Raw genomic sequence first — 21645 nt, 5'->3', positions numbered from 1 at the left:
GATACAAGCACATAGCAGGCATCAGACAACGCCACTGCTTAGAGCATACCCGGAGCACCTACTTGCCACGCAACAACTACTACCTTTGAACGAGTATACTTGAGTTTCATTCGGCTTTTTATCGGCTGAATTGAAAATAGTTGCGTATTATGAGTTGCTAACACCTACTGCCTTGCCGCTTATGCCACGTCCCGTTGCCATGCTTCTGCTGCCCTATTGGCGCTTGGCTTGGGCTATGGTGGTGGGGTGCTTGATATGGGCGGTGGCAGCAGCACAGCCCATTGCGGCTATTCCCGTGCTGCCCACCAAAACGACCATGCAGGCTAGCCAAGGAAACCCGCAGCCAGCGCCGGTAGCCGTTTTGTTGGAGCAAGCTACAATCAGCCACGAAGCCGTAGTTTCTTCCGGTTCAGAAGGAAATAGTTGGCTACTGCTCGGGCCAGCTCTGTTGGCGGCCGTTACGGGCTGCTTGCTGAATAGATTTATTGTGGTGCGCTTGGTTTTGCCCGTTCGGCCTTCAGCAGTGCCGAACGTATTTCGGCTGCGGCTTTTGCTGGCGGCTTTGTCGCCCAACGCTCCTTAGGGGGTGTAGGACCAAGATTGTCCGCATTGCGCACCCACTATTCCGACTTGAGGCCGGGAGGGGTACGGTTTCATTTCTCCTGATAATCACCTTAGCTGCGACTTGCCAAGTACGGGTAGTTTGCTAGTGGCTTGTTTCGGCAGGCCAGCATCTCGTCCCAACGAAGCGGTGCAGAAAACCAGCATCTTCATGCCTATTCAACAACTTATTTCTCAACGTTTCCGAGACAGAAAGCGAAAGCTAGCCACTGCCTCACCCGAATTGCCAATCATTGATACCACCCCGCAAGAACCACAGCCAGGCTGGGACCTGAAGCAACAGCTAATTCAGGCGGCTCTGATTGGGCTAGGTATTCTGTCGGCTTCTCTGGGCTTGAAAGGGTTTCTGCTACCCAATGATTTCATTGATGGGGGCGTAACGGGCATTTCCCTGCTCGTCAACCAGCTTACCGATGTATCGTTGTCGGTCCTGATTGTGGTCATCAACATCCCCTTCATCATACTGGGGTATTACCAGTTAGGGCGGGGGGTAGCTATCAAAACGCTGGGGGCCACCCTGGGGCTGGCTCTGGTGCTGTTGGTCGTTTCCTTTCCTACCCTCACCCAAGACAAGCTTCTGATTGCCGTGTTTGGCGGCTTCTTCCTGGGGGCGGGCATTGGCCTCACCATGCGGGGCGGAGCGGTGCTGGATGGCTCCGAAATTTTGGCTGTGTACCTGAGCCGGAAAACAGCCATTTCAGTAGGGGATGTTATCCTGTTGATAAACCTGCTCATTTTTGGTGTGGCAGCGTTGCTGCTTTCCGTCGAAACGGCGCTGTATTCTATTCTGGCTTACCTGTCGGCGGCCAAAACAATCGACTTCATCATTGAGGGAATTGAGGAATACACGGGCGTCACCATTGTATCGTCGCGTAGCGAACAAATCCGGGAAATGCTCACCGAAAAACTAGGACGGGGAGCTACCATTTATGCCGGCAAACGCGGCTACGGTTCGCACGGGCACCAGCGGCAAACCATCGACATCATCTTCACCGTGACCACCCGTTTGGAAGTAAGCCAATTGAAGGCGGAGATTGATAAGATTGATAGTCAGGCTTTCGTGGTGATGCATAGCGTGCGGGAAACAAAAGGTGGCATGGTGAAAAAGCGCCCGTTGCACTAGCTGGCACTTCAACTCACAATTATCCGCAATTGCTCGTCCTAAACGAGCCTATTTCTCTGTATACGGCAGTAAACGGGCGTGCTCTGTGCGTGCGCAAACCCGAACGGTAGGCCCGTTCGTGAAAGGTCGCGCACTTCCCCTGCCGGATACTCGCATTCCTGCTGTGCCCTCGCAGTTGCTGCTGCGTTTTGCTGCTGCACATCATGCAGGCCAGCGAAACAGATGCGCCTCTCATCTCGCCAACCTGCAACAAAGCAGGTGAATGCTTCGGCTTGAGCTGGGGTGTGAGGCATTTAAATTTTCTGCCTATGTCATTCTATAATATTGCGCTGATGCTGGTCGGCGTCGCTATTCTGGGGGTAGCTTGGCTGCCGTCTTTGCTGGAGAAATACCCACTCTCATACCCCATTTTCTACATTGCGCTAGGAATGGGGGTATACATGTTGCCGCTGGATCTGCCCAACGCCGACCCCATGGAGCATCCCAAACTGGTGACGCATCTGTCGGAGTTATGCGTGATTGTGGCCTTGACGGGTACTGGATTGAAGATTGACCGGCCATTCTCCTTGCGCGCCTGGCGCACGCCGTTGCTGCTCGTACTGGTGCTGATGGTGCTTACCATCGGTGGGCTAACGGCAGCAGGCTGGGCTATAGCCGGCCTGGTTCCGGCGTCGGCCTTGCTACTAGCTGCCGTACTCGCGCCAACTGACCCCGTACTGGCTGGCGACGTGCAGGTAGGTGACCCTGGTGAGGGGCGGGAAGACAACGTCCGGTTTGCGCTAACGGGTGAAGCCGGCCTGAATGATGGGCTTGCGTTTCCGTTCGTATATCTGGCCCTTACCTTGTTGCCCACCGCCGAGCCCCTATCAGAGCGTGTGGTGCATTGGCTGGGGGTTGATGTGTTGTACCGCACGGCGGCCGGAGTGCTACTGGGCTGGCTATCAGGAAGGCTGCTGGCTTACCTGATTTTCAACCTGCCGAAGCGAGTGAGCATCAAAGCCAGCGCATATGGGTTTGTGGCGCTGGCTGTCACCCTCACTACCTATGGGTTCACTGAACTGCTGCATGGCTACGGGTTTCTGGCCGTGTTTGTGGCCGCCGTGACCTTGCGTGGCCATGAGCGTAAGCACGAGTATCACAAGCAAATGCACGCCTTCACCGACCAGCTGGAACGGCTGCTGATTGTGATAGTGCTGATGTTGTTTGGAGGCGCTGTTGCCACTGGCCTTTTAGCGTCACTCACCTGGTCAGGGGCAGCCGTTGGCCTCCTTCTGGTGCTCGTATTGCGCCCTTTGGGTGGCATGCTCACCTTGCTGGGCTCGAAGCGAGTGAACTGGGCAGAGCGTAGCGTCATTTCCTTTTTTGGTATCCGGGGAATTGGATCGGTGTTCTACCTCGCCTATGCCCTGGAAAAAACCGAGTTCAAGCAGGCTCGGGAGCTATGGTCGATTTTAGGGTTCACAATGCTGCTTTCTATTGGGCTGCACGGGATACTGGCCACCCCGGTTATGGATTGGCTGGACCGTCGGCACGGACGCAAGACCGCCGCTGAACTAAGCATGGAAACCGAAGGGGAGGACGCCGATAGCAGCCAGGAATAAGCAAGCTAAGAGCAAACTACCCGGTAGAGGTTGCCTACCAAGGCGGGCTGTGCGTCTCGGGAAGCTACCTACAACACGCTTTGCTGAAGCAGCTTGCGCATGGCAGGTAATATGGCTAGTTCTGCCTGTCCTGCTGGGGCTTTGGCAGCGTCTAATTGCTTTTGCGCTGCCGCCAGCCAGGTGGGAGTAGGAGCTTGGCCGCGTTCCATCTGCTGCAAACGGTCCAAACCGAGCGTGGCCAGGAGGCGCAGTTGGGTAGAAAGCGGAGCGTACTCGGTTAAGCTGGGAGAGGCCGCGAGTAGGGGCTGTAGTTTGGGGTCGTTGGCTTGCCAAAGCGTCAGCTGGTTGCGGACGGCAGACAAAGCGGCTTTAGCTGGTTCCTTGCTTGTCGTAGGTCGGCGAGTCAACAAGGAATCAACAGCTACACCAAACTCCCGGGCCCGGTTGGACTCAGCTGGGGCGGCGTCTACTAGGCGGTTCAGAGGGGTTTGTGGAGTATACGTGAACCCCTGAAAATGGCGTTTATATTCCTTCACGGGTTCAATTACTTCCGCTAAGGTGCGTAGCGGTGCCACGTCAGCGGAGCCGGCCAGTTGCTTCAACAGCTGCGCTGGTACTTTACGATGCTGTAAGCCAAATCCTTCTAGCTGCGTGGCTACCACTGCCAAGCGACGGTACATATCCGGCACGTTCTGGGTAACTGCCGCCGGCGACCATAGCCGCTCGGCTACGGCGGCGGCGCGTGGCCAAATGCGTGAATCCATAATCAGGCTATCAGCAAACTCCGACCACATAGTTGCCTCGCCACCCAGCACTAGCTTTTGCTGCTCAAGCGTCAGGGGGGTATCGGCGGGCAACGGGTCGTTGGTGTAGTGAGTGGCCGCAGAATAGTTGAGGTCCAGGTAGTAGCCGCTGGAAAGCAACGTGGGGTGACCTGCCTGAACAGCTTCTACAAGCCCCTTTTTGCCGCGCCAGCTTTGAATTATAGCTGTTTGCGGTAACCCTGGCCCTAGTATCTCGTCCCAGCCCACCATCTTCTTGTTGTACTTGCTGACGATGGCGAGCACTCGACGGTTGAAATACGTTTGCAACAGGTGTTTGTCGAGCGTTTTGCCGTCGGCTTTCATCATGTTGTTTGCTTTGGCAAACTGCATGATGCGCGGGCTCCGCCGCCATTGCCGCCCATCGTTTTCGTCGCCTCCAATATGAAAATAAGGATCAGGGAACAGGGTCGTCATTTCCTTGAAAAGACTGTCGAGCAAGGCATAAGTGGTTTCCTTGCTGGGGTCGAGGGCTACATTGGCAAGACGCCAGCTCTGGTAAACCGTATAGGTCGAGTCGTTGGAAGAGAGTTGGGGGTAGGCGGCTATCCAGGCAATAGTATGGCCGGGTACATCGAATTCGGGCAACACCCGAATGCCACGGGCGGCCGCATAAGCCAATATTTCGCGCACTTGGCGCTGGGTGTAATGCTGCCCACTTATTTGATGCAGATTAGGCAGAGCCTTGCTTTCCACGCGGAAGCCTTGGTCGTCGGCGAGGTGCCAGTGCAACACGTTTAGCTTCACGGCCGCCATAGCATCCAAATTGCGCTTGATGAGCGGCACCGGCATAAAGTGCCGGGCTGCATCAATCAATAATCCTCGCCACGGAAACCGTGGCTGGTCTTGAATATCTACCTCCGGCAGGGACGTGTGGCGGCCGTCCGTCTGTGGCAGCTGTTCGAGGGTTGCCAGTCCGCGGAGCACACCTAAACTAGTGGGCGCATCGAGCAGTACGCCATTGGGCGTAATACGCAGGGTATACCGCTCATCATCGAACGCCTCAGGTAGCCCCACCTTACCATAACGAATCTGGAAGGGCAGTACGCTGGCGCCCACTGGCCAGGTGGTGCCGTCACGGTGGAGGCGGAATAGCGTACGTGTAACAGCCGCGGCCGTCTTAGGGTCGATAGGGCCTTCTAACTGAGGACGCAGGTACGTTTTCCAGCCTAAACTACTTGAGCCCCACCGTACCGAGCTGGGTAGTGGTAAAAGGTTACGAGTAGCTGGAACAGTCTGCGCAGTTAACGGCGCTACAACCAGTAAGAGTAGCCCTAAGGCAACTAAAAGACGAAAGCGTATAGGCATAGCAACAGCAACTAGTAGCGAAAGATACGGCTGTGGCCGTGTCATGAGTTGAACTCTGCATCATTCGTGCCGAGTACGCCGCCAGGACTCGTGCAGAGGATAGCGGGAAGACTTCGGTAGTTGAAAGAAAATGACGGAAATTGAATTATAGTATGTGTAGAGTATAGGGTACAACGTAGTAAGTAGTGCTATTTCATTCATCGATTATTATCGGAAACTGGTCGAGTGGTAAGAGTAGTTAAGGTTGCCGTTATCAAACTCGTTTCACTGGCTAATTCCTTCCGTTATAACAAAATAATTATAAATTATACTTGCGTGTGCCAATACCAAGATATATAATTGTCTTCTGCCCTTTTGATGCATAAACAATCAAATACAAGCTGTTGTCGATAGATGAAGCTTGAGTTTTTATCATATTATTATAATAAAAGCAAAAAAGTGATATTGCGGTGCGAATCTAAAGAATCACTTAATGCGCCTACGAATACTATTCTTGCTTCTGATGTCAACGTTGCCGTTTTCTTCTCGTGGTAGCACTTACTACGTAAGTTCTTCAGGAAACGATCTTAATTCTGGAGGTTCAGTTACTACAGCGTGGCGTAGCATCAACAAGGTGAATAGCTCTGTTTTCTCAGCAGGTGATATTGTTCTTTTCGAAGGTGGAAGTACGTTCTTAGGTAGCATATCGGTGCGGAGTGCCACTCAAGGTACTGCCACACAACCCGTTGTGTTTGGGTCGTACGGTACGAGTAGAGCTTTTATCAACAGCGGTACGTCATATGGCTTTTACGCCCACAATGCAGGAGGTATAGAACTACGCAACCTGACATTTGAAGGAGCTGGCCGGCTTACCAACACTAACTCGGGTGTAGTTTTTTATCTGGATTCGGCCAACGTTCACCTGACGCACGTTGTGCTAGATGGTGTACAGGTACATGGTTACCGTGAGTCGGGTATTTCTATTGGCAGTTGGAAGGGTGGTAGTGGCTATAATCAGGTGCGCATTACCAATTGCGTGAGCTCAGCCAATGGCGAGGCTGGTATATCCTCTTACTCGGAAGACTTGGCTGCTCACCACGATTGGTACGTGGGTAACTGCAAGACCTTCGATAATTCCGGACGGACCGACATAACGGATATCCATACCGGCAATGGTATTGTGCTGGGCGGTATTGACGGAGCCTTAATCGAGCATTGTGAGGCGTACCACAACGGCTGGCTGAACGCCAACCCCGGTGGCGGACCTGTTGGCATCTGGGGCTATAACTGCAACCAACTAGTCATTCAATACTGTGAGTCGCACCATAACCAGTCAGGAACTTCGAAAGACGGTGGCGGCTTCGACCTAGATGGGGGCTGTACCAACTCCATCCTGCAATACAATTACTCCCACGACAACGAGGGCCCCGGTTACTTGCTAGCACAGTATGTCGGCGCGCCTCCTCTGACCGATGTAACAATTCGCTATAACATCAGCGAGAACGACGGTCGGCGCTACAATCATGGGGCCGTCCAACTCTGGTCTTCGGGCTCCAGTGGCGGAATTCAGCGGGCTAACATCCATAATAACACTATATTTCTGAGCCCCCCGGCCGATGGTTCGCGGCCCAAAGCCATTGACATCACCAGCGACGGTATCAGTGGTATTGTGTTCCGAAACAACCTGCTACAAACCAGTGGGGGGCTGGCGCTAGTGTACAATGTTGCCACGCAAGGCGTGGTGTTTCAAGGCAATGCCTATTGGAGTAGCGGCTCTCCGTTATTGTTTCAGTGCGGCGCAGACTACCATTCGTTGGAAACGTGGCGTACAGCTACTGGGCAAGAGCAGGTTGGCACGCGCGCTACCGGGGTAGTAGCTGACCCGGGGTTGTTACAGCCTGGTGCTGGAGGCACGCTTGCTGGGCGTCCGCTCACTTCGCTCAACTCCTATCAGTTGCAAACAAACTCCACCTTATTGAGTTCCGGGCTGGACTTGATGGCCGAATTTGGGGTGCATCCGGGGCCCCGCGACTTCTTCGGTACGCCTACGCCTGCTCGCGGAGCTGGTCGTACCATTGGAGCACACGAAGGCAGCGTTGTAGCCAGCAACAGCCAGCCAGCTATGGCCGCGTGGTGCAGTTTCTATCCGAATCCGACTCGCGAAGCGTTGAACCTCACTCTTGCAAACAACGGCACGACTGGCCGTGCGCCGGTGGCAGTCAAACTCTATGATTCGATGGGCCGGCTACAGTTCACTGAAACGTACTCGCCCGCGCAAGTTGCCAATAGTGCTACAACGCTGCGTGTTCCGCTCAGCACCTTATCAGCAGGGCGCTACCAGTTGGAAGTTCTTTGGGCAGGAAAACGCTATGGACAGGCCGTAGTGATTGAGTAGATTTTCTGTCGGAAAACGCCTTCGTTGCACACTGCCCGCTGCTAAACCCACCACTGGGGCTTTGCAGCGGGCAGTGTGCGTACAAGCTGCACGCACCCCACAAACAAGGATGGGCCTAACGCCTACACGTTAGCTATGCGTTGTGGGGTTCGATACGCCGGTAGTATACGGGCTGGCTACGAACAGGCGCAAAGCGGCACAGCGCCTACCGATAGGTTGCTGATGGATGGTGTGGCGCTTACCTTTCACGCAAATTGCCGTTTATCTGCTTCTGGTTCTGGCAACAGCCTATCTGATTTCTTGTGTTTATGAGTTCTCCTTCCCGAATAGCCGGATGGTTTTGCACCGTACTGCTAGTAGCCATAGCCTGGTGGTATTACCCACCCCAAGTTGGGCGGACGTCACCGGTTCTCAATTGGGACGCGTCGGGCTACTACCTCTACCTGCCTTCCATATTCGTGCATCATGACCTGCGGGAGCTAAACTTCCGCGACCAACTGCTCAAGGACTATGCCCCCACGCCGGACTTTTACCAGGCATTTCGGCACCCCGGTAGTGGCAACTTCGTGATGAAATACCCGGCCGGCCTAGCTGTCCAGGAATTGCCGTTCTTTTTGGCGGCGCACACCTTGGCCAAACCGCTCGGCTATCCAGCCGATGGGTTTTCTCAGCCGTACCAAGTAGCTATTAAGCTGGGTAGTTTGCTGGTATCGGTGCTGGGGTTGTGGCTGGTGCGCCGGGCCTTGCTGCCGCGGTTTGGGGAGTGGCCAACAGCCCTCACCTTGCTGTTTATAGTGTTGGGTACCAACTACACGGTCTATAGCGGGGCTGGCCATGGCGGCATGACGCATTGTTGGTTGTTTACCTGGTACGCAGGAGTGTTGCTGCTTACGCCTGCGTTTTACACCCGCCCTACCGTGGCGCGGGCCGTGAGCATCGGGGCCATTATTGGCCTAATGACTCTAACCCGGCCCACGGAAATTCTGGCTCTACTTATTCCGTTGCTTTGGGGCCTGACCAACCGGGCAGCGGTGCGCGAACGGTTGGTGTTTTGGAAGGCCCACAGCCGCCTGCTTTTGCTGGCTGCCTTGGTGGGAGCTGCCGTACTAAGTATCCAGCCACTGTATTGGCACTATGTCAGCGGCGACTGGGTGGTGTATAGCTATCAAGAGCAAGGATTTAGCTGGTTTAAACCTCACCTCTGGGACGGTATCTTCAGCTTCCGTAGCGGATGGTTGATGTACTCACCCTTGCTCTTAACAGCCCTCGTCGGATTCAGGCCGCTACGCCGGCAGCAGCCGGAGGCCTTCTGGGCCATGCTGGTTTTCACGGTGCTCTTCACCTACGTCACGTTTGCCTGGGATGAGTGGACGTATGGGGGCGGCCTTGGCATCAGGGCAATGATTGAAAGCTATGCCGTACTAGCTTGGCCAATGGCGGCGGCTTTGCGCTGGCTGCAGAGCCGCCCTCGGTGGGCTGCTGCGTATAGTGTAGTGGCTGTGCTGGGATGTGCCTACGGCTACTGGCTCACGCAGATGGCCATGCCGGGCGGCACCGGCCTGCTTGCGGCCGGCGAAATGACCCGCACGTATCTGTGGCGCATTCTGTTTCGCTACGAGGTGCCACCTGAAACCACTCTGTTGCTTGACAGCAACGCGGAGTTTACTGGCACTGCCCGCAACGCCCGAGTGCTTTGGCAGCAGGATTTCGAGGCGCCCGCGCCGGGTATTTGCGGCACACCTGCTTTGCAAGGAAACTGCTCGTTGGCTCTAGATTCCACCCACTCCCGTAGTCAAGAATGGGTGATTCCGGCGCGGCCCGGGCAGTTCGAGTGGCTGCGGGCTTATGCCGATGTGCGCGCTGCTGATAAAGAGTGGGACCTGAACCGAATGACACAGTATGTAATCCGGTTTCGCCGTGGCGACGATATTCTCAGGGCTCGAACCGTACGCTTCCAGCGGGCTTTGGAGCCAGGCTGGCCCAGAACGCTGCACTTCGATGTACACACGCCCAAAGAGGATTTCGACAACATCTCCATCACCTTCCTTTACTACGGCACCGCCGCGAATCTGCTCCTCGATAACGCCAAGCTAGAGGCGTTTGATGAGTAGCTGCCGGAGTATCTCCCAGGCGGTTTAACCCTAGTCTAGAAGAGGGAGCGAGGGTATCGAACGCCGCAAAGAGCGCCTAAATCAAACCTCGTGCCTTGAATTCTAGGTATTTATTGATGGTGTCAACTGTCAGGTTGTGTGGGGCTGTCAGCAGCGAATGAATACCGTACTGGTTGAGTTCCCGCACAATCTGACGCTTTTCTTGGGCGAATTTTTCGGCGATGGTTTGGTTGTAAACGTCTTGCGTGGTGTCGGCGGGGGCGTCTAGGAAAGTGCGCAGTTCAGTGTTTTCAAAAAACACCACCAACAGTAGGTGGTCCTTGGCGAGGCGGCGCAGGTAGGGCAGCTGGCGCTGCATCCCGCTTAGCGTTTCAAAGTTGGTGAACAGAATAAGCAGGCTGCGCTGCCGGATGTTGGTTTTGACTGTGATGTAGAGCCGCTCATAATCGGTTTCCAGGTACTTGGTGCGTTGGCGGTAAAGCACCTCTAACAACTTGCCCATGTGCCCACCCCGTCGGTCGGCGGGTAGCAGGGTGCCAGCCTGGTGGGAGAACGTAACCAAGCCCGCTTTGTCGTGCTTAAGAATGGCAATATTGCTTACCACCAACGTGGCATTAATGGCATAATCCAGCAAACTGAGGCCGTTGAAGGGCATGCGCATCACCCGGCCTTTGTCGATCAGGCAGTACACTTGCTGGGCACGCTCGTCCTGATAATGATTGACAACCAACGCTTCGGCTGCGTAGCCGGTGGTAGCGCGCCGGGCCGTGGCTTTCCAGTTGATGTTGCGCGGGTCGTCGCCGGCTACGTATGGGCGAATCTGCTCGAACTCCATGCTTTGCCCCACCCGACGGATTCGTTTTATGCCTACCTCCGTCAGGCGGTTGCTGATAGCCAGGAGCTCATATTGTCGCATCTGCAGAAACGATGGGTACACGGGCACCACTCGGCTGTCGTCGAACCGGAAGCGCCGCCGAACCAAGCTTAGCGGCGACGCTACGTATACATTCACCGCGCCAAACTCGTATTCACCGCGTTTCACGGGGCGCAGTTGGTAGCGGATAACGGTGGTTTCGCCTGGCTTCACGGTGGCAGTGAACAACACGTCGCGCCGCTGAAACTGGTGCGGGATTTCATCGATAGTCTCGGTGTGGATTGGAAAACGATACTGGTTTTCCAGGTAGATGGCCACATCGTTGTCGGAGCCGTTGGCAAGCTTGTCGCCCAGCACGCGCCGTCCGAACACATGGCCTGCCTGGCCGCGGGCCGGGGCATACAACAGCCCCACGTCAAATAGCGTCAAGACGACCAGCAGCCCAAGCACCAACTGCACCAAAGGCAGCCAGCCCGGCAGGAAAAAGGCTACTACCAACCCAACTATGAGGGCGGTGAGTACGAGAAAGAAGCGGCGCGTGAGGAAGAAGGATTTCATTTAACTGGTTGCTGCTGGCACTGCCGCGGTCTGGTCGAGCACCGTGCTGGCCTTGCCCATCATCTAGCGTGGCACCTCAATCTGCTGTAATATCTGCTTCACAATGTCGTCGGCCGTGCTTCCTTCCATTTCGCGCTCCGGCGTGAGCTGAATGCGGTGGCGTAGCACCGGCGCAGCCAGATACTGTACATCCTCAGGCGTCACGAAGTCGCGGCCACGCAAGGCGGCCAGGGCTTTGGCGCCGTTGAGCAGCGCCAAAGAAGCGCGAGGAGAAGCTCCCAAGTACAACCCCTTGTGGGCGCGGGTTTGTCCCACCAGCCGGGCAATGTATTCCAGCAATTTCGGCTCAACGTGCTGCCGCCGTACCTGCTCCCGTAAGGTGCGCAGGGTGTCAGCCGTCAGCACGGCGCGCACCGACTCGAGAGGCATACCCCCGAAACCGGCGTGGTGGCCCTGCAGAATGCTTACCTCTTCTTCCACCGTAGGGTAGCCCACGTTCAGCTTAAACAAGAACCGGTCGAGCTGGGCTTCGGGCAGGCGGTAGGTACCTTCCTGTTCGATGGGGTTTTGGGTAGCCAACACCACAAAAGGGTCGGGAACGGTGTAGCGAGTGCCATCCTGCGTCACCTGCCGTTCTTCCATCACCTCGAAGAGAGCCGACTGTGTTTTCGCTGGAGCGCGGTTGATTTCGTCGATCAGCACAATGCTGGCGAAGATAGGACCGGGGCGAAATTCAAAATCCGCTTTGTTGGGCCGAAATATCGAGGTGCCGAGCACGTCGGAAGGCATCAGGTCGGGGGTGAACTGCAAGCGGCTGAAGGGCACATCCAGCGTACGAGCCAGCAATTTGGCCGTGAGTGTTTTGGCCACGCCTGGCACGCCTTCCAGCAGTACGTGGCCGTCGGCTAGAATAGCTGTTAGCAGCAACTCTGCCAGCGCCTGCTGTCCCACAATCACCTTGCTCATCTCCTGTCGAATGGCTTCGGCGTGGCGGCTTAGAGTGCTAAGATCAGTGCGAGCAGCAAAGGCCGTGGTAGCCGAGGAAGCCGTCGGGTCTGGACTTGCTGCTTCTTCAGGCTCCGGCCCCGACGAAGTGGAAGCTAGGTCAGGAGTACTTGTTTCTGGTACGCTCACAGATGCAAGAGGAGTAGGCGGGTTGGGCGTCGGAGTATTCTCCGTGGCGTCAAGAGTGTTATCCATGTTTAAAAATCAGAAACCTGATACAAGCTTTCAAGTTGAAAATGCAGTGGTAATAATTTCATTTAATTTCTCTAATTAACGCTCATAATAGGTCATAAAGCATGAATAAAGTGTTTATAGGAATAGTTATAAAATGGTATAATTCAATTTTAAGTGATAGTGCAATTCTTATGCAGCGGCTTTGCGAAAGTCGTTTAGTGCTTTGTTGAGGCCCAGCAAATCAGCATCGGATACTTGTGGAGCGGTGAGCAGAAAGTTGATGCGCCGAACAAGTGCGTCAACATCAGTGCGAGGAATACCAGTTTTTTGCGCCAGCCGCTCCCGGGCGGCTTCGTCGTTGAGGTCGAGGCCCGGTTCGTAGAAGCGCGTGCGTAAATGCTCCAGAAACAGCTGAATTTTCTTTTCTGCTATAGCCGTGTGGTTGTTGCCTTGCCGGTACAGGCCGGCTATGGTGCGAGTGAAAAGCAACGTGGTGTTAGGAAGTGGTTTCAGGATAGGAATGACCCGCTGCCGGCGGCGGGCCTCAAACGCCACGAACAGCACCGCGCCCAGCAGTGCTAAATACAGGGCCCAGCGGAGCGCGTCGTGCGCGAGCAGCACGCGCAGCAACGACTGTTCGCCCTGGCGGCCTTGCTTCTGGTACTCGTCCCACCATACGGTGCGGCCCGCTGGCAAGTAAGAGAGGGCAGCAAAGGCAAAGTTGCCGGTGCGGGGCTGCAACACGAAATAATTGGTGAAAGCCAACGGTACGGTGCAAAGGAAGATATGCCCCCGTCCGTGCGGAACACGCACCAATACGGCACGTCCGGCGGTGTCAGAAGCTAGCTGAGTGGCAGGCAGGGCACTATCAGGTAACAGGCGGAAAGCGGCGCCCAATGCCGGCAGCCGAAAGCCTTTCCCCGCTGCGTTGGCTAGCTTGGTATTGCTTAGCTGCAACTGCACCGAATCCAGAAGCGCAGCGTCAGTGGTTTTTAGCTGGCGCTTGCGTCGGCCTGTGAAGGCCGATGTGCGAAACCCCAGCGTGTCGGCAAAGTGCCGGTCGAATTGCTCGGCAGCAATAAAGGCATCGTTGCCCCGGGCCACATGGCGTAGCAACGCCCGGCAGTCGGAAGCACTTATTTTGAACTCATCATCCACAAAAACATAGGTGGCTTTAGGATAGCCTGCTTCTGCAAGGCCCGCCTCATAATCATCTTCCTCGTTTGAGCTGTTGGTGGCGTCGTTGTTGGGTGCGGTGGCAGGTGGCTCCGACGCATCTGTTGCTACAGAATCTTCGGTAGCGCTGGATGTAGTGTCCCCCGGAGAGGGTTCGTCTCGGGCTTCCGAGTAGTCTTCCATTGGTTCTTGGCCCTCAACCTCAATCTGATTGTAGACTGGAACGCGGATGGTTCGCACCTGGGCTTTATCGACGCCCATAATGTCGGGTAGCACATCGTAGAGCACGTAGGCCCCGTACGGAATTTTGTCTTTGTTTTGGAAGGTTGGGGTCCAGTCGAGGGCTTTGGGGCGGTAGTATTCCACGGCCACGTACGCGCCAAAGAGCAGCGCCAACCCCAGCAAATACCAGCGAAAAGTTGTCATAGAGGCAGGGGCTAAGCAGCGCGGCGGGAGGCGACAAGCAGCTGCTGGAAGGCCAGCCGGGTGGTGCGGGCCTGCGCATAATGGTCTGGCGTCAGGTCGTCGTGCTCCCCGTACCACACGTAATCGAACTGCCGGGTCAGCTCTCGGAAAGCTTCCGGCAACGCCCCAGGCGGTAATTCAAATAAATAGTCGTGGTTGGTTTTGTCGGGTTGCCACCGGATGAGGCCCCGGTCGGTGAGTTGCTTGAGCACTTCCAAGTAGCCGAGCCGCACGGCCAAGCGGTAGTTGCCGGTTGTTTCGGCATCGCGCAGCAATGTATCGAAATCGAGGGCATGAATATCCTCGGATTGCGCATCATAAGAAAGCGGTGCCCGCGCCGGTGCACGGCCAAACGCACGCGTAATATCCACTTGCATCAGCTTCAGCACGACAAACACGAAAGCGGCAAGTAAGGCCGCATAAATGCCGTATTTCCAAAGAAACTGCCCTGATTGCGTTTCCAGCAATTCGGCCACCCACCGCCAGAACCGTTGCCACAGCAGGTCCCAGGCACTCATCTCGCTTTTCACGGTCACGTACCGAAACTCGCGCTGTTCCCGAAACGCACGTAACCGCTCGGGCGCCGGCGGCCGAAACTGGATGGTAGTAGCTTGGTCGGAGGGGAGAGCCCGAGGCTGGGCCGCCGCGTTGCGCGCTGGCTGCGCCTGCATGGGCTGCGCCGCTAGCAGCACCCCAAAGGCAAATGGAAGCAGCCGCCGGACGAAGAAGTGAAGCAAAAACACAGAAGAAGTTGAAAGGATAGTCAAGAGTAGTGCAGCCCGGAAGCTACCACTATGAAAGCTGCCAGGCAGGCTAGTACTCTCCGTCGTCGTCGGGGCGGTAGGTGTTGTTGTAGGCCATAGGAGGGGCGCCGCTACCGAGGCTATCCACGAGGTGGCGCATGCCTACGCCTTCCTTGCGCTCCACTAAGTTGAAGTATTGAAACATGAGGGCTACCAGCAACGGCGTGTACAATATCATTTGGCCCACCGAGGCAACTACCGTTACGGCTACCGTCAGTACCTCTGATCCCAGCCACTCCCAATGCAATACCTTCCCGGCCATGATGATGTACTGGGGTATTTGCAGCACCAAGCCGATCAACCCAATCACGATTGACATCACGAAAGATAGGCCCAGCGTCGACCACCACTTGCCGCGCACCAAGTTGATATTACGGCTGAAGCTGCTCCCAATGCCTTGGTTTTCGAACACCTGGATAGCCCATACCATGCTCAGTGCTACCGAAAGGTAAATGCCTGGCACTAGCAACAGCACCATGCCTACAATAACAACGAGAACCACTGCTAACCCCGAAAGGGTTAACCGCGGCACAAGCAGACGCAACTGTTCGCCAACTTGCTGGGGGGTAACCTCTTGGTCGGGAGGTGTATCCATTCGTGCGCGGACGTAACCGTATACAGTAGCTGCCAGAGAGGCGTAAGAAATAAGCATCACCAGCAGGGCCAACCAATAGGTGGGCCCAAAGGAGCCAATCTCGCTCAATTGCTCGGCGGGCGGAACGTCGCTCCGACCAAGGAGACGCATGTTATCATTTTGTGCTATGCCTAACAGCAAGCCCATAACCAGCGCTACCGGCACCACAAAGTAGAGCAGGCAGCGGCCCAATGGTCGCCAGTGGGCACCTATGAACTCAAACGAGGCAGACATTTTAGCTCCAAAGTCCCGCTCCTGTCGAAAGTCAGCTTCCTTGGTAAATCTTGATTGCATGATACAAGTGAAAGTGTTTGATAGCGTGGCCTCCGCAACCAGAAAGTATAGGGAGAGAAAATACACAAAAAGCAGCTGATATGCCGGCTTTTCCTATTTGCTGAAAATAAGCCCCTCGGGTGCGCTTGCCTCTGATGCCAGTGCCAAGCGACGCGTGAGATGGCGCGGATACAGAATAAAATACCAGACAATGAAAGCAGCCGAAGCACCGATAATACTCAAGCTTAGCGCCATGGGCATTTCGGTGTGCCGCGTCACGAATCCTTCCAGAAAACCTGCTACCATAAAGATGGGTACCAGCCCGATAGCCAGTTTCAACCCGTCGCGGGCGGCTTGGCGGAAAGCCGCAGTGCGGGAGTAGGTGCCCGGAAACAACAGGCCGCGCGCCATAACAAAGCCTGCCCCGCCTGCCAACACGATGGCGGATATCTCTAGCGTGCCATGAATCCAGATGGTAAGCAAAGAGGGCAGCAGTACGCCCTTCTGGAAAAAGAAGTACTGAAACGAGCCTAGCATTATGCCGTTGCGAAACAGCGCCCACACGGTGCCCAGTCCAAACGTGGCGCCCAGCGCATACGCCATCAACGAAACGTAGATGTTGTTGATGGTAATCAGTAAGAACATGGGTGTTTCGCTGGTGCCCTTGTATATGGCCATCGGGTCGCCCTTCTCGATGTTCTCCAATGTTTTGTTGACGTAGGCATCTCCGAGGACCACCCGCACAAACGAGTCGTCGTAGGCAGCAGATAGGGCACCTACCAACGTGAACACCGTGAAGAACAACAAGGCCCACACCAACGGAACGTGGTGGCGAGCTACCAGCAGCGGCAGCTCCTGCGCCCAAAATTGCTTGAAACGACCGGTCTGCTGGGTTTTGTTTTTGTAGATAGCCTGGTGCTGTTTGGCCGCTAGGTCGTTGAGGTAGCGCGTAGTGGGCGAACCAGGATAAAAGGTCTGAGCGTAGGCCAGGTCGTCGGTGAGGGTAACAAACCGCGCGGCCAACTCTTCCGGGCCCGTTGCGGCAGTTGTTTCGTACTGCTTCCAGCGTGCTTCGTTTAGCCGCAGAAATACTGCTTCACGCATAGAATTATAGATTGTTGAATAGTGGACGGACGGCGAAATTTGCGCTAAAGAACTCGCTATGTAATAATCACCGGTTTGCCGCTAATTTGCAGACTGGTCAGGCTGGCGAAGATTGTTATTTTTCCCGACTCCGCTCCATACTTTCATCTATTAATTCCGACGCTATCGGGCCTTGCTGATATGAGTACGATTCGCATTCAAACCACCCAAAACGTTTCGCTGGAATACGAGGTAGCCAGCGTTGGCGAGCGGATGCTGGCCGCCATCATCGACAACCTGATTCTGGTTGCCTGGATAGGGGCCGCGCTGCTGCTCCTGTCGTTCCTGGATCTGAAAGGCGAGGCCGCTATGGTAGTGGGGGTGGTATTGGTGGGACTGCCTTTTATTTTCTATCATCTGGCGTCTGAAGTGTTCTTTAACGGGCAGAGCCTGGGCAAGAAAGCCCGAAACATCAAGGTAATTCGGCTCGACGGTACCCAACCCAGCCTCGGCGACTACCTGCTACGGTGGGTGCTACGCATCGTCGATACCGGTTTCATGAGTGGCGTAATAGCCATCGTCGTAATTTTGGCAAACGGCCGCGGGCAGCGCCTCGGCGACCTGGCGGCGGGTACGTCGGTCGTGAGCACTCGGCCGCGGCAAAGCGCTGGGGCGCTGGCACCCACTTTCACCCACGAAGACTATATGGTGGTGTTTCCTCAAGCCATTCAACTCGCCGACCACGACGTGGCTACCATTCGACAACTGCTAGCTAAGAGCCTAGAGCACGGAAATTATATGCTCCTCCATGACGTAGCCAACAAAGTGAAGGCCCTCACTGGCATCCAAACCGAGCTGTCCGACGAAGCGTTCTTGGGCACCATCCTCCGCGACCACGCCCACTTGGCTGCCAGCCAAAGCTAGTGTTCCAACCTAGGCGCCGAAGGAAAACCTGACGGTAACAGCGTTTTCCAGAGCGTCTGAGTGAGTTTTATAACAACAAAAAGGCCAGCCCCATATGGGCCGGCCTTTTTCACGTAGCTCAAGCAATAGTTCTTGTTGCTCTACTCGGTGAGTACACCTTGGCGAGTGCCAGCAGGCTGGCCATCGAAGCTGAGGCGGAAGAAGTAGATGCCAGCTGCCTGATTCTTGCGGCTCCAGCGTACCGACTGCTGACCAGCGGACAGCAACCCAGCATCCACGGTGTCAACTGTGCGGCCCAAAGCGTCTGTTACCGTTAGTAGCACGCGGGCGGCGCGGGGAAGGCCAAACGATACCCGGGCCTCGCCAGCCAGTGGGTTCGGATAGAGTGACAGGCTAGTAGCCAGTTCCGTCTTGCGGCTAGAGTTAACCACACCAGTTGCTGCGGCTATAGCAATGTCGCGTATAGCAATACCATTGCCTACTGGTGCCACTAGCGTGGCGGCCCCAGTGCTGGTGTCAAGGGTATAGAAGTTGGTGTTAGCGTTTGTAGCCGAGTTGGCAACCAAGTAAGCGGTGTTGGTAGTGCCGCTGGTAAAGATGTCCATGTCTACGTCGCGGGCAACGGTGGCTGTCAGGGTGGTAGCACCTCTGGTGTTCAGCGTACCGTTGTTTGGTGGGCTTTGCAACGCCAGAACATTCAGCGCCTCGTCATACACGAACAGTTCTGTTGTGGTAGGAGGAGTACCGGTAGCACTGTTGGTGTACGCTGCTGCTCCAACAGAAGGAGTGGCAGCAGCATTAGCATCGCCGGCAGCGTAAGTCAGTTGGCCATCAGTAGCGGCAACAGTGCCATCAATAGGACTCAGACGGAAATTGGCCCGGTTGGCGCCTACCACCCGGATACGGTCGACGGTTGGGTTGAAATCGAAGCCGATGCTACCTGCGCCAAGCGCCAAAGCAAATGGCGTGGCATTTACGGGCTGGGCTACACCCGTAGCCGAGTTTACATTGTATATCGTGGCTGTTTGATCTGTTGCGTTGTACCCCAGTGCTACCAGCGTATTGGTTGCGGGCCGTACGTCCATGCCCACCAAGGTTTGATTGGCAACTACGCCCGTAATGCCTACCGAAGTGCGAATCAGCGTTGGCTGTGCCGTATCGAATGTAAGCAAATTGGTGCCGGCAAGTCCGTAAGCCAACTGCCCCGTGATAGCCGGGAGAGTAGCCGGACGGGTTATTTGCACGGCAATGTCGCGCACATCTACTATGCCGCCCCCAATAGCTCCTACCGAAGTAGTAGCTGCTGTAGTAAGGTCTAAAGTGTAAAGGGTAGCACTAAAGCCTGCTACGCCAGCAACTGACGCAGATAGGTATGCGGTATTGGCTCCAGTGGTTGGGTTGAAGTAAATGTCCAGATCGGTACTTTGGCCGGTGCCGGTGGTGGTGGTAGTTAGAGTGCCTACCGTGTTCAGGGTGCCATTATTGGGCGGGTTCTGCGTGAGCAAGCGACTTACTGTCTCGTCGATATCGTAGAGGAGGGTCGAGGTGCTACCAATGTAGGAATTGGTGTACGCTACTGCACCTACACCAGGTACTGCACCAGCATTTGTGTCGGTGGTAGCATAAGCTAAGTTGGTGTCGGTTACAGCTACTGTACCTGTTACCGGGTTCAGCCGTACGTTAACTCCTGTAGAGCTAACCACCCGAATCCGGTCAACGGTGGGATTGAAGTCGAAGCCGATGCGGGCTCCGGCGTCGCCTAGCGGCATAGCAACCGCGGCAGCACCAATTCCGGTAGCTACCCCCGTAGTCAGGTTTATGGTATAAAGCCGGCCAGTCTGGGCGGTAGCGTCATAGCCGAGGGCAAACAACTCCCCTGTGTTGGGCCGAAAATCAAGACCTACCACTGTCTGCCCAGTGCTAACGCCCGTAATGGGGGTAGTGCCAAGCAACGTGCCAGGAGTGGCAGCAGCAAATGAAAGCAAGGTGCTAGCTCCAGCAGTGCCGCCAAGGCCATAGATGGTTTGAGCAGCGGCAGGCAGTGCAGTAGCACCAGCCAACAAGGCGCCAAAGGCTACGCTTTTGCAGGCGGTAGTCCAGCGAGTAACGTTTTCTAGCATGACAACAACAAGTAAAGAGATGAAATAGAATTTTTGTTAAGGTGAACTGTAGTCCTTACGGAGAGAAGCCAACAATGGATTGTGACATTATGGACTTTAATTATAAATTAATCTGTAATCTTCTACTTATACACTGTACAAGGCGTTCAAAAACAACAGCAACCAAGATCAAGCTATTGAATAAGAATAGGTTGATTCGTAGGTGACCTTTACTGGATGCGCCAAAAAAATAGCCGTGCTGGATAGCACGGCTATAAACAAACAAGCAATCAGACAAAAGAGTAGGCTACCAGGGCACCGGTTGGCCTTGCCAGGTTACGAAGCTGCCATTCTCTTCGGCATGCAGCTGATCGGTGAGGCGGACAATGCCACGGGCAGAATCGGCGGGAGGTAGCGCGGCGGTGTCGCCACCCATGCGGGTTTGCACCCAGCCCGGATCCACCAATACCGAAATCACACCGTAGGTGCCCACTTCCGCTGCCAAAGCTCGCATGTACATGTTCAGGGCTGCTTTGCTGGCCGAGTAGTGATACGGCTCGCCGGAAGCTTTCCACGTCAGTGAGCCTTGGCCCGACGACAAGCTGATGATACGCGCTTTGTTGGCAGCTTTCAGTAACTCCAAAAATGCTTGCGCTACCAGCAGCGGCCCTACCGCGTTTACGTTCAGAAAGGTTAGCGCAGTGGCCGCCGTCAGACCGCCCAGATTCTGCTTGGCCGGGTCTTCGGGTCCTGCTCCGGGGAAAATACCGGCGTTGTTGATCAGGATATCCAAGCTCTCGGTAGCGCCTGCCACAACCTGCCGCGCGGCCTCGATAGAAGCCTCATTGGTTACATCGAGCTGGATAAGGTGCAGGTGGTCGGCGTATTGGGTGTGCAGTTGGTGCAGGTCGGTGGCCGAGTCCGGTTGGCGGGTGGCGGCGAATACCGTGTCGCCGCGCTCCAAGTACTGGCGGGTGAGTTCCAGGCCCAGGCCCCGGTTGGCCCCGGTAATAAGAATGCGTTTCATGAGGGGAATTGAAAAAGTGTGGAGGTGGACATGGGGGCTGGGGGCCGAAGTTTACTGAAAAAGCTGCAAGCTCCCGTACCAGGTTGGAATTTTACACAAAACAAATCGGCCCGCCGAAGTTGGCGGGCCGATGAAAAAGCGGTGGGTGGATTGCCAATACCCTTATCGGTTAGACACAACCCGGGTGTTGGAATACTTATCGTGCCAGCCAACATCGCTGAACAAGAAAGAGAGGGCGTCAATCAACGGAATCAGGCGCCAGAGGCTACGGGAACGGGCCGCCTCGTCTGTGAGCGGCGACCCATCCGCCATTACAGCCCGCGTGTTGGTGAGGCGTTTGCCGATGGTTTGTCCGGCGTTTTTCTCTTGCATATAGTAATAGAAGAACTGAATGGCCAAGCTAACCAGAATCCCAAGGCTGGGTAGGTTCATGTTGCGCAGCACCGCGTACGAAACCGCGTTGCTGGCAATGCCAATCAGAAAGCCGTCGACTAAGGCATTGATAAAGCGGGTGCCTTTACCGACGGGAACAACAGATGAATCAGAGGGACTAGAGATACGCGGGTTAATGGGGTCCATATAATGATGGTT

General features: G+C 55.4%; 16 protein-coding genes. 6 read left to right on the top strand and 10 right to left on the bottom strand.

Going from position 1 to position 21645, the window contains the following annotated elements; all coding sequences use genetic code 11:
* Positions 1 to 181 precede the first annotated feature (181 nt).
* The 3 genes from MTX78_RS17160 to MTX78_RS17150 all read left to right on the top strand — a co-directional run bounded on the left by MTX78_RS17160 (position 182) and on the right by MTX78_RS17150 (position 3345).
* Positions 182 to 583 (top strand): hypothetical protein, encoded by a 402-nt coding sequence (locus tag MTX78_RS17160; protein ID WP_243796859.1) that lies wholly within the window; start codon positions 182 to 184, stop codon positions 581 to 583.
* A gap of 189 nt (positions 584 to 772) precedes the next feature.
* The gene (locus MTX78_RS17155; protein ID WP_243796858.1) at positions 773 to 1744 is read left to right on the top strand and encodes a YitT family protein; all 972 of its coding nucleotides are present in this window, start codon (positions 773 to 775) and stop codon (positions 1742 to 1744) included.
* 308 nt (positions 1745 to 2052) lie between these two features.
* Positions 2053 to 3345: a cation:proton antiporter gene (locus tag MTX78_RS17150; RefSeq protein WP_243796857.1), complete on the top strand. Its 1293-nt coding sequence runs from the start codon at positions 2053 to 2055 to the stop codon at positions 3343 to 3345.
* A gap of 68 nt (positions 3346 to 3413) precedes the next feature.
* Here MTX78_RS17150 and MTX78_RS17145 read toward each other — a convergent pair whose 3' ends face one another.
* Positions 3414 to 5474 (bottom strand): beta-N-acetylhexosaminidase, encoded by a 2061-nt coding sequence (locus tag MTX78_RS17145; protein WP_243796856.1) that lies wholly within the window; start codon positions 5472 to 5474, stop codon positions 3414 to 3416.
* A 613-nt stretch (positions 5475 to 6087) separates the two neighbouring features.
* Between MTX78_RS17145 and MTX78_RS17140 the strand changes: the two genes are divergently transcribed.
* Both MTX78_RS17140 and MTX78_RS17135 read left to right on the top strand, forming a co-directional pair.
* Positions 6088 to 7848: a T9SS type A sorting domain-containing protein gene (locus tag MTX78_RS17140; protein ID WP_243796854.1), complete on the top strand. Its 1761-nt coding sequence runs from the start codon at positions 6088 to 6090 to the stop codon at positions 7846 to 7848.
* 308 nt (positions 7849 to 8156) lie between these two features.
* Entirely contained in the window at positions 8157 to 9959 is a 1803-nt protein-coding gene (locus MTX78_RS17135) for a hypothetical protein (RefSeq protein ID WP_243796853.1), read from the top strand.
* A 76-nt stretch (positions 9960 to 10035) separates the two neighbouring features.
* Here the strand turns inward: MTX78_RS17135 and MTX78_RS17130 are convergent, their stop codons facing one another.
* The 6 genes from MTX78_RS17130 to MTX78_RS17105 all read right to left on the bottom strand — a co-directional run bounded on the left by MTX78_RS17130 (position 10036) and on the right by MTX78_RS17105 (position 17025).
* Positions 10036 to 11391: a DUF58 domain-containing protein gene (locus MTX78_RS17130; protein WP_243796852.1), complete on the bottom strand. Its 1356-nt coding sequence runs from the start codon at positions 11389 to 11391 to the stop codon at positions 10036 to 10038.
* Positions 11392 to 11454: 63 nt separating this feature from the next.
* On the bottom strand, positions 11455 to 12591 hold the full coding sequence (locus tag MTX78_RS17125; RefSeq protein WP_243796850.1) for an AAA family ATPase: 1137 nt from the start codon (positions 12589 to 12591) through the stop codon (positions 11455 to 11457).
* Positions 12592 to 12759: 168 nt separating this feature from the next.
* The gene (locus MTX78_RS17120) at positions 12760 to 14172 is read right to left on the bottom strand and encodes a DUF4350 domain-containing protein (protein ID WP_243796848.1); all 1413 of its coding nucleotides are present in this window, start codon (positions 14170 to 14172) and stop codon (positions 12760 to 12762) included.
* A gap of 11 nt (positions 14173 to 14183) precedes the next feature.
* Entirely contained in the window at positions 14184 to 14948 is a 765-nt protein-coding gene (locus MTX78_RS17115; RefSeq protein WP_243796847.1) for a DUF4129 domain-containing protein, read from the bottom strand.
* A gap of 76 nt (positions 14949 to 15024) precedes the next feature.
* Positions 15025 to 15942 carry a hypothetical protein gene (locus tag MTX78_RS17110; protein ID WP_243796840.1) on the bottom strand — a complete coding sequence of 306 codons (918 nt, stop codon included), beginning with the start codon at positions 15940 to 15942 and terminating at the stop codon, positions 15025 to 15027.
* Positions 15943 to 16035: 93 nt separating this feature from the next.
* On the bottom strand, positions 16036 to 17025 hold the full coding sequence (locus tag MTX78_RS17105; protein WP_243796838.1) for a stage II sporulation protein M: 990 nt from the start codon (positions 17023 to 17025) through the stop codon (positions 16036 to 16038).
* A 180-nt stretch (positions 17026 to 17205) separates the two neighbouring features.
* On the opposite strand from MTX78_RS17105, the gene MTX78_RS17100 reads away from it, so the two are divergent.
* Complete coding sequence (locus MTX78_RS17100; protein WP_243796836.1) at positions 17206 to 17928, top strand: RDD family protein; 723 nt, start codon at positions 17206 to 17208, stop codon at positions 17926 to 17928.
* Between the two features lie 140 nt (positions 17929 to 18068).
* On the opposite strand, the gene MTX78_RS17095 is transcribed toward MTX78_RS17100, so the two are convergent.
* The 3 genes from MTX78_RS17095 to MTX78_RS17085 form a co-directional block, all read right to left on the bottom strand.
* Positions 18069 to 20048, bottom strand: coding sequence for a DUF4394 domain-containing protein (locus MTX78_RS17095; RefSeq protein ID WP_243796834.1), 1980 nt, complete (start codon positions 20046 to 20048; stop codon positions 18069 to 18071).
* A 286-nt stretch (positions 20049 to 20334) separates the two neighbouring features.
* A complete protein-coding gene (locus MTX78_RS17090; protein WP_243796827.1) occupies positions 20335 to 21054 on the bottom strand; it encodes an SDR family oxidoreductase in 720 nt (239 codons plus the stop codon).
* Between the two features lie 162 nt (positions 21055 to 21216).
* Positions 21217 to 21633: an RDD family protein gene (locus tag MTX78_RS17085; RefSeq protein WP_243796825.1), complete on the bottom strand. Its 417-nt coding sequence runs from the start codon at positions 21631 to 21633 to the stop codon at positions 21217 to 21219.
* Positions 21634 to 21645 lie beyond the last annotated feature (12 nt).

This window comes from Hymenobacter tibetensis (genome assembly GCF_022827545.1).
Lineage (GTDB): Bacteria > Bacteroidota > Bacteroidia > Cytophagales > Hymenobacteraceae > Hymenobacter > Hymenobacter tibetensis.
Note: the sequence above shows the minus strand (reverse complement) of the source record. Positions and strands in the feature narration are given on the sequence as shown.

Bases quoted from the DNA above. Each gene is read 5' to 3' on its own strand.
- MTX78_RS17160 (WP_243796859.1), top strand. From the start codon at position 182: ATGCCACGTCCCGTTGCCATGCTTCTGCTGCCCTATTGGCGCTTGGCT.
- MTX78_RS17155 (WP_243796858.1), top strand. From the start codon at position 773: ATGCCTATTCAACAACTTATTTCTCAACGTTTCCGAGACAGAAAGCGA.
- MTX78_RS17150 (WP_243796857.1), top strand. From the start codon at position 2,053: ATGTCATTCTATAATATTGCGCTGATGCTGGTCGGCGTCGCTATTCTG.
- MTX78_RS17145 (WP_243796856.1), bottom strand. From the start codon at position 5,474: ATGCCTATACGCTTTCGTCTTTTAGTTGCCTTAGGGCTACTCTTACTG.
- MTX78_RS17135 (WP_243796853.1), top strand. From the start codon at position 8,157: ATGAGTTCTCCTTCCCGAATAGCCGGATGGTTTTGCACCGTACTGCTA.
- MTX78_RS17130 (WP_243796852.1), bottom strand. From the start codon at position 11,391: ATGAAATCCTTCTTCCTCACGCGCCGCTTCTTTCTCGTACTCACCGCC.
- MTX78_RS17125 (WP_243796850.1), bottom strand. From the start codon at position 12,591: ATGGATAACACTCTTGACGCCACGGAGAATACTCCGACGCCCAACCCG.
- MTX78_RS17120 (WP_243796848.1), bottom strand. From the start codon at position 14,172: ATGACAACTTTTCGCTGGTATTTGCTGGGGTTGGCGCTGCTCTTTGGC.
- MTX78_RS17110 (WP_243796840.1), bottom strand. From the start codon at position 15,942: ATGCAATCAAGATTTACCAAGGAAGCTGACTTTCGACAGGAGCGGGAC.
- MTX78_RS17105 (WP_243796838.1), bottom strand. From the start codon at position 17,025: ATGCGTGAAGCAGTATTTCTGCGGCTAAACGAAGCACGCTGGAAGCAG.
- MTX78_RS17100 (WP_243796836.1), top strand. From the start codon at position 17,206: ATGAGTACGATTCGCATTCAAACCACCCAAAACGTTTCGCTGGAATAC.
- MTX78_RS17095 (WP_243796834.1), bottom strand. From the start codon at position 20,048: ATGCTAGAAAACGTTACTCGCTGGACTACCGCCTGCAAAAGCGTAGCC.
- MTX78_RS17090 (WP_243796827.1), bottom strand. From the start codon at position 21,054: ATGAAACGCATTCTTATTACCGGGGCCAACCGGGGCCTGGGCCTGGAA.
- MTX78_RS17085 (WP_243796825.1), bottom strand. From the start codon at position 21,633: ATGGACCCCATTAACCCGCGTATCTCTAGTCCCTCTGATTCATCTGTT.